This window comes from Syntrophorhabdales bacterium (genome assembly GCA_035541455.1).
In the GTDB taxonomy this organism is placed as follows: domain Bacteria; phylum Desulfobacterota; class Syntrophorhabdia; order Syntrophorhabdales; family WCHB1-27; genus JADGQN01.
Genome location: DATKNH010000153.1, coordinates 1 through 12402, shown reverse-complemented (window position 1 = coordinate 12402; position 12402 = coordinate 1). Strand labels below are relative to the sequence as shown.

Here is a 12402-nt window from a genome sequence, read left to right as displayed (position 1 = left end):
GGTGAGCTCTACTATTTGAGAGACCTCATCGTGATCTCTGAGACACAGGGCGTGTACCCTCCCTTCAAGCAGATGTACTGGCGGGCTCCCGCTACCGTTAAGACTGAGTTCACGACGAAGGACGATGTGGGGTTCTGGCTCTACAGTTCCGGCTCCACCGGTGCTCCCAAGGGCGCCGTCCACTCCCAGTATGATATGGTGGTCGCTTCGCAAAGCTACGGACAAAACGTGCTAAACCTTACCGAAGATGATATCTGTTTTTCCGGCGCCCGGCTGTTCTTCGCGTACGGGCTTGGCAATGGGATGTATCTGCCGATGTCGGTCGGTGCTGCTGCCGTCCTGAGCCCCAGCAGGCCCACTCCCGAGACTATGTTCAAATATCTCGAAAAATTCCGACCGACCGTCTTCTTCGGCATACCGACGCTGTATGGTCAGATGCTCGCCTACAAAGAGAAGCTGGATAAGGAGCGGGGGACCAGACCCGATCCGAATGGCAACCATGAACTTTCGTCCGTTCGGGTGTGCGTATCTGCGGGCGAGGCGCTGCCGGCTGATATTTTTACACGATGGAAGGAGCGGTTCGGGGTGAACATACTCGATGGCATCGGTTCCACCGAGATGCTTCATATCTTCATTTCCAATCGACTGGACGGTGTGCGGCCTGGCTCTACCGGCAAGCCTGTTCCAGGTTATGCACTCAGAATCGTCGATGAGGAAGGTGCGGAAGTTCCGAACGGCGATATAGGGACCCTTTTGGTTAAGGGTGATAGCGCGGCGCAGGCCTACTGGAGGAAGCGGGAGAAAACCCGGCAGACTATGCAGGGTGAATGGATCAATACCGGAGATAAGTATTACGTGGATAAGGACGGCTTCTATTACGCAGCGGGCCGGGCAGACGACATGCTGAAAGTGGGTGGCATATGGGTCTCCCCACTTGAGGTGGAGCATTGTCTGGGCGCTCATCCTGCAGTTGCGGAGGTGGCGGTGATAGGCCGCAAGGATGACAAAGATCTGGTGAAGCCACTCGCCTGCGTGGTGCTTCGCGAAGGCTATTCTGCGTCCGAGGAGCTTGCAGAAGAGTTGAAAAAGTGGGCGCTTGAGCGTCTGGCAAAATTCAAATATCCGAGGTGGGTAGAATTTATCCCGGAACTGCCCAAGAGTGCGACCGGCAAGATACAGCGGTTCAAGCTGCGCTGAGAGAAACAGGGCACAGGTCAGGGATCAAGGCTCACGGCTAGAACAAGCTTTCCTGAGCTGAGTTTTTCGACCATGCAAGTACGCGCTCGCCGTTTCTTGCCTGCCCCGGGGATCTCGCGCGAATCATCAGCGTCTTGGCCAAACTCGCTAGTCACTGATCAGGACCTGTCCTGGCGCTGCATCCGGTGCGGCCTTCTTTATTCGCGTGACCCAGTTCTGTCCCTCGGCTATTACACCTTCACCGCTGACCTTATCGCCAATCTTCAGGTGGCTTAGGGCTGAATACCCGCCCTCAAACGTGGCGAATTCGAAATTCCCGAGGTAGGCCTTGTCCCCAATCCTCACGACCGCAGTCTGGGACTTCGAATCCACGTTCTGGATCTCTCCGGTGAACTTGAATCTTTCGTCCCTGACAAACGCGTCTCGCGGCACGGTCGTGTCCAGCCATATCTGAGAGTAAACTGAGCCCACCATTGCCAAACCAATCACGACCGCCACTCCTACCGATAGCTTTTTCATATCCTGACTGCTTTGCTTCCGTTAATCTTGGTAGCCTGACGCAGGGCCTATAGCGTACTAAAGCAATTGCAATGCCAGTCATAAGTGGTTCGAAAATTGACGCCATCCCAAGTCGCACCCTTGCGAGTTTCCGAGAATTTGCGAACAGTCCCAAATAAATGCTGCTTATGCCTTAGAACTCGGCCTCACCTACAGCCCCACAGCTATCCCGGCCCTTTCGCTGAGGCATCGCACTCTCCGTCGATACTTCAACCATGCTTGCGGACCTTGTCATTGAGGACCTCAAGCAATGTTTCAATGTGGGCTTTGGACGGCACATCAGCGATGTGGCCGCACTCGCATTACACCAAACCGTAGAGTGGGTTACTCCATTTCGTTCATTTTGAGACACGTCCCCTGATGCGCAAGAAGGGAGGATTCCTGTATTTCCTAAACAAATCAAATAAATGGTATCAACCCATGAATTGGCACTGATCTTGCGATTATGACATACATGATTACCGTATTGTTAAGGTTCCTCATGAGCCTTATCAATTGGAGACGCGGGGGTAGTGACATGAAAAATGAGATAAGCAGAGGCGAGTTCATCAGGTATATATTGGGTTTGAGTGTCTTCGGCATCGGGTCGTTTTTCTCCCTGAGGAAAGATGAGGGATTTAGAATAGCCAAGATGCGAAACTGTGTTGGCACTGCAACAGCGTATGGTGCATGCGGCATGGGCTCCGGTTGCGCGGGCGGCGGGGGCGTATGCGGAGCGGGCTCTGGTTGCTCGGGCAGTAACGATGCTACTGTTTACGGCGGCAACGGGCTCTGCGGTGCCGGCTACGGTTGCGCGGGCGGCGGAGGCCAGTGCGGAATGGGCTACGGCTGCGCGGGCAGTAACGAAGGTGCTACCGGTTATGGCGGCGGCGGTCTATGCGGCATGGGCTCCGGTTGCGCGGGCGGCGGAGGCAGATGCGGAGAGGGCTACGGCTGCGCGGGAGGACAATGAATCTTGATTTGCTGGAGACCCGACTTAAGCTGCCATCCGATGTTCTTACGAAGCGAAAGAAAGAGAAGTATCTTTTTTTGAACCCGCAGATTCCTGATTGGATTATTGTTAACGCTAACGGAGCAGCGGCTCTAAAACTCTGTAACGGCGAACGAACGGTACGTGACATCGGCCGTATCGTATCGAGGGCAGCCCGGAGAGACGCAAGGGAGGAGGTAGCCAACTTTTTTCACGAGGTGCTTTCAAGCACAAGCTTTTTCTCCGATTCTGTCAATCAATCCGACCGCTCGCAACCGTATCATCTCAATTGCATTCATCTGAATCTCACAGACAGATGCAACCTCCAGTGCGTGTACTGCTACGCACAGGAGAGAAATGACTCCAAAAGCAAACTTTGCCTCAAAGACTATATGACCGTCGTTGATTCCATAAACGACTTAACTAAGAACGTTGAGATCGTTTTCACAGGCGGTGAGCCTCTCCTGGTTGATTATATACTTGATGTAGCGCACTATGCGAAAAGCAAAGGAAATGAACTTCATCTTCTCACAAATGGGACCTTAATAGACGTCAAAACTGCTGACCTTCTTTCTGAGTTGTTCGACCTTATAAAAATCAGCATAGATGGGGCCTACCCAAAAATCCATGACTGGCACAGAGGAAATGGCGCTTTCGCAAGAACTATGAAATCCATAGATCTTCTTGTGAAGAAGAATGCCAAGCTGAAAATTTCAATGACGGTAACAAAGAAAAACATTAACAACATAACGGCTATGGTAAAGAGGTTCGGTTCCCTGCTCTCCTTTGCTCCCCTGTTTAACGCCGGACGAGCGAAGAAGAACAGGCGCTTGGCGATTACAGGCCGTGAATACTACAAGGCTCTCTCCTCTATACCAGGCGTCAATCCAATGAGCTATTTAGGTTCATCCCTGCAAAAAGCCAAGCAGCAAAGAATTGCAAAGTGTTCGATCGGAGACGCTGAAATCAGCATTTCACCTACAGGTGACGTCTATCCATGCCACCTGCTGCATTTACCTCAATTTTTCGCTGGCAACATCAGAGAGCAGTCATTAGAGCTCATTTACCAGACATCGCAAAAACTCAAAGCCTGCAGGGAGCTTATTGTGACAGAAATAGAAGGGTGTGCGAAATGCGCTGTCAGATTTATTTGCGGAGGTGCTTGTCGGGCGAGGGCTTTTTATGAGAAGGGCAGAATAGATGTTTCGGATGATTTCTGCGAATACGAAAAATTAGCTTTCACAAATGGCCTTTTTGAGGCTTACGATCTCGGCTGAGATGTGCCTTGCGCGAAGGGCCGGTGGTATTCCTGTTTCCGCGGGTGAGTAGAGCACTGGTTTGCGGAGGCGCCACCATTCGTTCAACAACTCCGAAGGCATGGTGACAGCAACTTTTTCCAGAAAGCCCCGGCTGGCCTGAAATCAAGGAACTTGCGTTCCAGACAGCCTGTCTCCCTGTTGAGGAGCAAGAATGAGGTGATGCCGTTGCCGAAGTGCTTGCGCGTTGATTGCGCCACAGCCTGAAACAGTTCATTCAGTTCGAGCTTGCTGACAATGTGATTGTTAATTTCCAGCAGCAGGCTGAGGCGGTCGCGCTCACGCGCCAACCGGGCAGCGTCTTTCCGCAGCTCGACGCGCGCGCTCTTGCGTTCTTTGCGCAAGGCGGCGTCCTTCTCCGTGCGTCGCGGTCTTGTCGTGCGGTTCATGGAGATATCATTCTCCATAATATCCGGGTCGAACTGCCGCACAATGAAAAAACAGCATGACTCTGACTAAAAACGAGAACCGTATTGCACTTGCGACGCCGTATGTCACCTGGTCCGGGGTTACAACCGAAAGAAGGGAAACTGGTGTTGGGATTAATCGCATAACCATCCTCCTCACTCGTTTGTCATTAATGCAAACTCTGAAGAGGGGCGAAGGAGGTTACCGCCTATCCCATGCTTGCATCTGCCCGAGGGCGTTGGCAAAATTCTTGAGCAAAACCTTGAAATGTACTTTTGAGATCTTTTCCGAGGATCTTTCGTTGGGTACTCGAAAGGCCGTTCCCTTGATATCCATCGTTAATTCACGAAAAATCGCTAGGTGCGATTTCCAATGGACAATGTTTCCAATCAATTACGGTGGCATTGTGATTGCTCTCGTATGGTAGAGCTCCTGTGCGAGGCGACCAAAACTAAACAAAGGAGGCAGGAATATGAAAAAAATATTGGTTCTAGTGGCGGTCGTGATCGGTATGGCACTGGCGAGTTCAGTGTACGGTCAGATATGGCTGGGCATGACCGTGCCGTCAGATGCTTTTGGTAAGAATGAAAAATTTAAGTTCACGGGAGAGATCCAGAGTGTGGATCCGCAGTATCAGACTGCGGTCGTGAGGATTGGAGACAAAACCTACCTCGGAAATTTCGAATTCACCACGTACGAGGCGGGGTATGGAAATCTGAGCAATCTTAAGGTTGGCGATAAGGTCAGCGGTGAGGGTGTGATCGCCGAGGGACAGAACTGGGTCACGAGAATAAAGAAGGCCGCAGCGGGAGCTGCACCATGGGAAGTCCTGATTACGGACTAGCGAGCACGACGGAGGAGTGGTGATAGGCCGATAAGAGTATTGCGCCGCTCGGTTGGGCAGCAACAACGAGTTACTGGCTCAACGACCTTCCAGCAGTGGAACGACATCTTAAGGGTGAGCAGAAGGAAACCCGGAATTCAGCAAGGGATTCTCCTAGATCAGAGTGGTAGGCTACAAGGCTCTCGTACCCCTCAAGGACGGCAAGAAGAGCGAAGGGCTGGCCTGACGTGATGGAAGTGAATCTTCTCTACCTTCGACAAAGAACACGGCGGGATGTTTGAAGGACGTGAGCTGAAACACCGGATGGCCCCATCACAGCAGAACGGACCAGCGTGGATGTGAGGCAAGCTCGTGAATCAAGCTATTGCAGCGTCCCTTACACTGCTATTCGACCTGTTTAAGATATTTCTCGCGGTGGTTCTTCTCCTCTCAGTCGTAATCGTCGCGAAATACTCCTTCGTAAGAATCAAGGGAGTCTTCGCTGAGAAGAGAACGAGGAAGATCCTGAAAAGACTGCCGGAAACATGCACCGTTATGAACAACCTGCATCTTCGGACCGAGCTGCAAGTTTCTCAATCAGATCAGGCGGTGGTAAAATCCTAACGTTACTGGCCGAAGATGGGAGCTTACGCAACGCCGAAGGGTGACATTGAAAAAACGGAGAGATCACATCTACATCCGACCGGACCTTTAGTATCAAAACGTGGGGTGGATTGCGTAGCTGCCACATGCCTGGTTACCATTGACCCCAAACGGGCGTGCTTCAAAAATAGATGAAATGAAGCAACCCATTTTACGGTTTGGTATAAGGCGAAGGGATCCGAATGCAATCCTTGAAGTTGAGGATTACGATTCGACGTCAGCACTGACGACGGCGCAGGCCGGACACAAAAAATCTCTTACGGCATTAACCCATTCGACAAATGTATTCCGATAGTTCTCGGATGGAAATTCACTCCCCCTGATTTCTTCAGCAAGTTCTTGGAAACTCTTCTCCTTCAAGTCGGAAATATTGAACGGAAATTCATGCCTCCCGAGCGCCATGGCACGGCAATGCAAAAATCCACCCAGGTTCGCTTTTGTGGCTTCGAGGGGAAAGACCTCATCGTGTGGGTCCCCTATGATGAGAACCCGATTAGAGAGCGTTCTGGTAGCATCGTGTAGGCGATCTCTTCCGCCCTCGTTAAAGAAGAGCCGTTTGAACCATAATCCCGTTTCTTCCTCATGCAGCCAGCAGCGGAATTCAGGGGATGCCTGTTCTTTGTATCCTCCCTCATAGAATTGTTTTGACCGGCGGAACGCATCCTCATCAATGACAAGAACGCTGACTGGGTTCATGTCCCGAATGTGAGTGCAACTGCTGAAGAGCACCACTCGCGAATCGCTCAAGAGGTCGTCCCCCATAAGCATAACCAGAGCCAGGTAAAGATAGCCAGTGATCGAATAGCCGAGGAAATTGATTCTGGCTGTCGGCGCAAGGATCTGCTCCCCTCTTCCGGTCATCGTTTCAAATTGTCCTTTCCGCATTAGGAGGGTGAGATCTTTTATATCGCAGTAGCTCTGCAGCGCACCCCGGAAGAAACGTTCCGGCATTTCAGCAAATCTGTGGCTTATGACGGCATTAAAGGGAGAGGCACAGCGATTCTCGTTGATCTGTGACCTCGATCTGTACAGGCTGCGCATCCTCATGAGCCACGAAGAGGGTCTTCTGTTTACATGAAAGGAAAGAGGGAATATCAAGACGGGCATTCTCAGGTTGTGGCAGAGGGCTTTCGCCCAGTACTTCAGCTTGAGGTATGAGGTTTCGTTGAGACCGTGGCCGAGGAACAAGCAATCCCCAAATGTCTGACCCGCCGGTCTGAAGACCGGAAACATGAAACATTCGTTGCTCTCTGTATTACGGTCTTCTGGCAGGAGGTAATGCGAAGCCCGGGAGGTGAAGAGAGCCTTCTCCTCGATAACATCTGGAAGCTCCCAATCTTGGTTCGTTCCAACAGTCTTCCTGCGCATGTCTCTTTACCCTCTTATGCTGGAGGCCCGCAGGCATTGCCTGAATGCTTGTCACAGGAGGCAAACCCCTCTCTCGTGCTGTCAAAGGCTAGGCCTCTCTAGAGTACCTCCCCACGCATACATGCTTTATCGGAAGGCAGCGGAATAATGAAGACCGGCTTCACAGACCGCTCCAGCACTGAACGAGCCGTGCTTCCGAGAAAGGTCTGCTTTAATAATCCCTTTCCATGGGTGCCCAGGACGATGATGTCGCATTCCCGCGTGCTCGCTACGTTGAGGATTTCTTCCACTGGGTATCCTGCGGTGACGATGATCTCGGACACGAGGTTTTGGGGGTTGGGGCCGAAGCGTGACGCTGTCTTCAGGCTGAATTCCTGCAACCGTTTCTTGATCTCTGCCATGTCTTCCTGCACCTTGCGCTCCTTTTCCTCTTGCAGGAACAGAGGGAAATTGCGGGCGGCTGCTCCGAGGTATACCCAGGGACTGATCGCCTCTACGCAGTGGAGAATTACGATCTCTGCGTTATGTGTTCTCGCGAGATCAGCGGCAAAATAGGATGCATAGGCTGAGTTAACCGTAAGGTCGGTAGCGTAGAGAATTTTTTTTATGTGTGGTACCATGCCTCGCCTCCTCCGTTACTTCTCGGGCAGAGACTACCTTCGTGAGCTCCAGACCAACGGCAGTTTCATGCCAATTTTTCAGAAAGGTCTGGGTCAGCTGCATCCCAATCAAGATCAGTCTTTTCAGGTGGCAGCGGTATAATGAACATGGGCTTGCGCGTTCTCTCCAGTACCGAACGCGCAGTGCTCCCCACAAAGGTTTGTTTCAACCATCCCTTTCCATGGGTACCGAGAACAATCACGTCGCACTCCTCGGCATCGGCGATATTCAGGATTTCTTCGACAGGATATGCGGGCTTGACAATGATCTTCGATACGAAGTCGACATCCGGCGAGCCGATCGTCGATACTACCTTTCGGCTGAATTCCTGCAGCCGCCTCTCGATCTCGGCGACGTCTTCCCGTGCCTCCTGCTGTTTTGCCTTTTGCATGACCTTGTCCAGGTCCACAAAGCCTCCTTCATAGTATATCTCAGGCGGGATCCATCCCATGCAGTGGAGGATTACAATTGTTGCATCATGCTTTCGCGCCAGATCGGCCGCAAAGTAAAATGCATAGGCCGAGTTCTTCGTAAGATCAGTGGCATACAGAATCTTTTTTATTTCCGGAATCATCGCTCTCCTCCTTCTTTCTACCCTAATCTGGGTTATTATGAAATTGCAGACACCGGTTCCTCGTCAGTTCTCCTGTTGCACTTGCTTTTGGGTATCCGGAGCTATTAAGCCGCATTCTTAAGCGTGGCTCTTATACACCGGGTGAATTCCGCATGTACCCTTCATATTCTTTGGTACCTACCTCTAAGACTCCGATACAACAGGCGTGCCATGAACAGCAGTATACAAGAAAAGCTAGTTTCCGGTGCAATCCTGAGTGTACAAGTAGTTGGTCTGCCTCGCTTCAGTTAAAAAAAGAATATCCTTATGATACGATTGAAGAAGATCCGGGAAATTCGATTGAAAAACACCAAAAAGTAAATACCTGCCCCATTTCGTATATTTACCGGGTTTTGATATGAGGTTGTCACACCAGGAAGTTTACTTGGCCTTTTTTCTAGAGCCGCAACGGCTCATAGATTAGTCGCTGATTGTGGCAGCACATCGGTTACAAATAGTCTTTCGGTCCTGGCGATTTGTTAGTTGCGACTCGCTCCTCCTCTGGGTCATGAGAGGACCAAATGGCCGGCTTCATCGGCAGACTCACTTTTTCTCTGTTGCCTCACCTGGGACTGCGAAAAGCTGGTGAAGGAGATGGCCTTTGTCACACCTTGTCGCTGATGCTCCTTTAGAAACCGAGTACTGCTTTCAAGGTGTCTATCTCATTGGGCGATAAGTTCGGTTTGGCTGGTGACAACGCTGATTTCTGAACACTATACTGCGTTGCCCCATTAAGCATTACGGCAGTACGACCACCCTGCGTGACAGGATGTAGCTTCGCCAGTCCGCGTCTCGCCTCGTTCAGCCGGCCTTTCAATTTGCGTAACTTTCGCTTGGTGTTTTTGGCCATCTTTGCTGCCTCCTTCGATCGACGTATCTCACTCGATCAGTTCTTTTGCTTTTATCAGTCGGTATGTCCTGAAGATTAGCTGCAACATTCTTTGGGAGAGGGCTTTGCCGCTGAGGGCGAAGAAAGAAGCCGCGGGAGGCCAGCTTCTAGAAGGACTGTTCTTTTCTCGACGGCGTGTTTGTACGAACGGAACAGATAAACCCCACCGCAGGTCAGCCTCTTTTTCTTTATCGGCCGATGCCGCATCGGGGATAAGATAGATGCGGTAAGAACGGAGGCATAGGAGGGCAGGGGAGAGGCGTCACATTATGAATGTATCACAAACAAAGGGCTGAGAATAACATACGGGACCGCTCGTTGTTCTGCTTAAATATGTCACCTGATAATCATCTAGAGGGCACCTCGCCATAGACAAGAGGAAATTGTACTATGGTGAAAAGAACTCTCAAATCCTTTCATGGAGGTGCCCCAATGAAAGTGTACGTCGGCATGGATTTACATGCAACAAACACGTACGTCGGCATGGTTGATGAGGAGAACACGGTGCTCCACAAGCAGCGGTTCAGAAACGAGCTCCCGTTGATCCTCTCCGGTCTCGATCCTTTCAAGAAGGATACAGAAGGTATTGTCGTCGAGTCTACCTTTAACTGGTACTGGCTCGTGGACGGCCGTGCGCCATGAAAGTATGGCGCTTTAACATAAAGAGCTGTACCTGCCGGTTCCCGACCGGCACAAGATGTGCCCTGCCTGATGGAGGAGATTGGGCAGAAGGGGGCCGCAAAGCTCAGCCGGGTTCCACCGGCGGGGTGTCATAAGCAGAGCGGTCTTAAAGGTACCGGAACGCGGCCATCACCGCGCGGCCGGGCTACCACCGGGTGTATGGTGAGACAACGAAGCATGCGTTTGAAGCCTCTTGATTTAACGAGCAACCTTGGTTGTAGCGTGATGGCGCTCAAGGAATGCGGTGTGATTCGGGTAGAGTGAGCGTTTCTACCTGATAGGCACGAATAAGCCCGTGCCTGAAAGCGGGTCACTCCTTCTATCCCACTCTCCGGTGCCGCAAGGGGTAAAGCATGCCACCTAAGCACTCAATGAGGTCGGGGATCAGGAACATGGGAACTGCAGTCCGCCCGCCTGCTGCCGGCAGGCTATCCGTGGAGACCGGGGATGGAGGGCTGCGGGGCGGAGCCTCCGTACTAGTCTGAGGACGGGAAAGCCGTCCACATGGCGAAGGGGGGCAGGAGGTCGATACGCTTTCGATGACGGAGAAGTCTGCGAACACAGACGCAAAGGCTGACAAAGCCTGGTTACTCAGCGTGCAGAGGAAGCTGTATCAGTGGAGTCGGGAGCACCCCGAGGGTACCTACCGCGATTTGTGGAACTGGATTGTTGATAGCCGCAATATGCGGTGCGCCTGGAGAACTGTCGCCGCAAATAGGGGCAAAAGAACTCCGGGCATCGACGGGGTGACCGTGTCGCGTATCCGCAAGCGAGGGGTAGACGCATACCTGGAGAGGATAAGGGATGAGCTCCACTCGGGCTCGTACAAACCAAGTCCTTCCCGACGGGTGTGGATACCCAAGCCCGGAAAACCGGGGAAGTTCCGGCCCCTGGGGATAATTACCGTGAAGGACCGTATCGTACAGTGTGCAGTAAAGCAGATCGTCGAGCCGCTTTTCGAAGCCCGGTTCTGGCATGTCTCTTACGGCTTCAGGCCTGGGCGCAGTTGTCACGGTGCTTTGGAACACATCCGTTTGGCAATGAGACCTACCGGCAAGGCCGACGAAGGCAAAAGACTTACGTTTCCCTGCCAATATGTTATAGAGACAGACATCATGAGCTGCTTCGACCAGATCTCGCATCACCAGGCTATGGAGAGAATCCGCCGCCGCTCAGGTGATCGGAAGGTGAACAGGCTCATACTCAAGTTCTTGAAAGCGGGTGTCCTCTCGGAGGATCAGATCATCCGTACCGACGTGGGGACCCAGCAGGGTGGGATTCTTTCGCCTCTGATCGCGAACGTCGCACTCAGTGTGATCGAGGAGAAGTATGAGCGGTGGGTTCATCACCAGAAGAAGTTAAGGTCCCGTCGCACCTGCGACGGGATAGAGGCAGCCGGGCATGCGCGTATGACAGACAGAAAGGCAGGGAGGCCGGTGTTCTTCCCGATCCGCTATGCAGATGACAGCGTGGTCCTCGTATCAGGGACGTACGACGATGCCGTGAAAGAAAAAGAGTCCCTTGCACGCTACCTTAAGGAGACCGCGTCTCTCGTGTTATCGGAGGAAAAGACGCGTATTACCGCCACCGATAAGGGGTTCGAGTTTCTAGGGCATAGAATCCGTATGAAGTGGGATGACCGCTACGGATACAGTTCAAGGATCGAGATCCCCAAGCAGAAGGTAAAGGACTTCCGCCACCGGGTTAAGGAGCTGACGACCCGCAGTACGACCACGTGGTCGCTTGAGACACTGCTTCGGCAGTTGAATCCGATTCTCCGGGGTTGGAGCTACTTTTACCGGTTCTGTGCGGGGGCGAAGCCTATTCTTCATCGCAATGATCAGTACGTGAGAGACAGGCTCTACAGGTGGATCCGGAAGAAGCATCCCGGCGCAAGGTTGAAGGTAATCATGCGGTATCACCGGTCCAGTTCCGTGCACCCGGGATGCAGGGTGTGGCGCGAGGGAAAGGAAGAACAGTTTCTTATGGGATATCTCACTGTGCAACGGTTCAAACGGGGATGGATGCGACAACCCGAATACGCTTTGATCTCCGGAGAGCCAAGTGCGTAACGAAAGGCGCACGCTTGGTTCGGTGAGAGGCTACGGGAAACCGGTGATTGCAAGATCACACGGCGCTCGTAGCCTACTCTACTCATGGACCAGGGCTACCGCGTCCATCTGGCCAATGTCTCCGCCATCAAACAGTATGAGGGCTTGAAACAGATCGACGACAAGAGGAGTTCGCTCTGGCTCG

13 protein-coding genes are annotated in these 12402 nt (G+C 52.3%); 7 read left to right on the top strand and 6 right to left on the bottom strand.

The window, feature by feature from the left end:
- Positions 1–1197: benzoate-CoA ligase family protein (locus tag VMT71_16435; GenBank protein HVN25557.1), on the top strand; the 1197-nt coding region annotated here is incomplete at its 5' end.
- 147 nt (positions 1198–1344) lie between these two features.
- On the opposite strand, the gene VMT71_16430 is transcribed toward VMT71_16435, so the two are convergent.
- The gene (locus VMT71_16430) at positions 1345–1716 is read right to left on the bottom strand and encodes a hypothetical protein (protein ID HVN25556.1); all 372 of its coding nucleotides are present in this window, start codon (positions 1714–1716) and stop codon (positions 1345–1347) included.
- Positions 1717–2272: 556 nt separating this feature from the next.
- Here VMT71_16430 and VMT71_16425 point away from each other — a divergent pair.
- Both VMT71_16425 and VMT71_16420 read left to right on the top strand, forming a co-directional pair.
- Complete coding sequence (locus VMT71_16425; GenBank protein HVN25555.1) at positions 2273–2707, top strand: hypothetical protein; 435 nt, start codon at positions 2273–2275, stop codon at positions 2705–2707.
- The gene (locus VMT71_16420) at positions 2632–4002 is read left to right on the top strand and encodes a radical SAM protein (GenBank protein HVN25554.1); all 1371 of its coding nucleotides are present in this window, start codon (positions 2632–2634) and stop codon (positions 4000–4002) included. The genes VMT71_16425 and VMT71_16420 overlap by 76 nt, the downstream gene beginning before the upstream one ends.
- 83 nt (positions 4003–4085) lie before the next feature.
- Here the strand turns inward: VMT71_16420 and VMT71_16415 are convergent, their stop codons facing one another.
- A complete protein-coding gene (locus tag VMT71_16415) occupies positions 4086–4430 on the bottom strand; it encodes a hypothetical protein (GenBank protein ID HVN25553.1) in 345 nt (114 codons plus the stop codon).
- A 491-nt stretch (positions 4431–4921) separates the two neighbouring features.
- Here VMT71_16415 and VMT71_16410 point away from each other — a divergent pair, with 491 nt between their 5' ends.
- Both VMT71_16410 and VMT71_16405 read left to right on the top strand, forming a co-directional pair.
- Positions 4922–5293: a hypothetical protein gene (locus VMT71_16410; GenBank protein HVN25552.1), complete on the top strand. Its 372-nt coding sequence runs from the start codon at positions 4922–4924 to the stop codon at positions 5291–5293.
- Positions 5294–5644: 351 nt separating this feature from the next.
- The gene (locus tag VMT71_16405; protein HVN25551.1) at positions 5645–5896 is read left to right on the top strand and encodes a hypothetical protein; all 252 of its coding nucleotides are present in this window, start codon (positions 5645–5647) and stop codon (positions 5894–5896) included.
- Between the two features lie 243 nt (positions 5897–6139).
- On the opposite strand, the gene VMT71_16400 is transcribed toward VMT71_16405, so the two are convergent.
- The 4 genes from VMT71_16400 to VMT71_16385 form a co-directional block, all read right to left on the bottom strand.
- Positions 6140–7303 carry a DUF6051 family protein gene (locus tag VMT71_16400; protein HVN25550.1) on the bottom strand — a complete coding sequence of 388 codons (1164 nt, stop codon included), beginning with the start codon at positions 7301–7303 and terminating at the stop codon, positions 6140–6142.
- A gap of 98 nt (positions 7304–7401) precedes the next feature.
- Positions 7402–7923: a universal stress protein gene (locus VMT71_16395; GenBank protein ID HVN25549.1), complete on the bottom strand. Its 522-nt coding sequence runs from the start codon at positions 7921–7923 to the stop codon at positions 7402–7404.
- Positions 7924–7988: 65 nt separating this feature from the next.
- Entirely contained in the window at positions 7989–8537 is a 549-nt protein-coding gene (locus VMT71_16390; protein ID HVN25548.1) for a universal stress protein, read from the bottom strand.
- Positions 8538–9204: 667 nt separating this feature from the next.
- The gene (locus VMT71_16385) at positions 9205–9426 is read right to left on the bottom strand and encodes a hypothetical protein (GenBank protein HVN25547.1); all 222 of its coding nucleotides are present in this window, start codon (positions 9424–9426) and stop codon (positions 9205–9207) included.
- A 471-nt stretch (positions 9427–9897) separates the two neighbouring features.
- Here VMT71_16385 and VMT71_16380 point away from each other — a divergent pair, with 471 nt between their 5' ends.
- Together VMT71_16380 and ltrA are read left to right on the top strand one after the other, a co-directional pair.
- Positions 9898–10107, top strand: coding sequence for a hypothetical protein (locus tag VMT71_16380; GenBank protein HVN25546.1), 210 nt, complete (start codon positions 9898–9900; stop codon positions 10105–10107).
- Between the two features lie 578 nt (positions 10108–10685).
- Entirely contained in the window at positions 10686–12218 is a 1533-nt protein-coding gene (gene ltrA / locus VMT71_16375; GenBank protein HVN25545.1) for a group II intron reverse transcriptase/maturase, read from the top strand.
- The last annotated feature ends 184 nt before the right edge of the window (positions 12219–12402 follow it).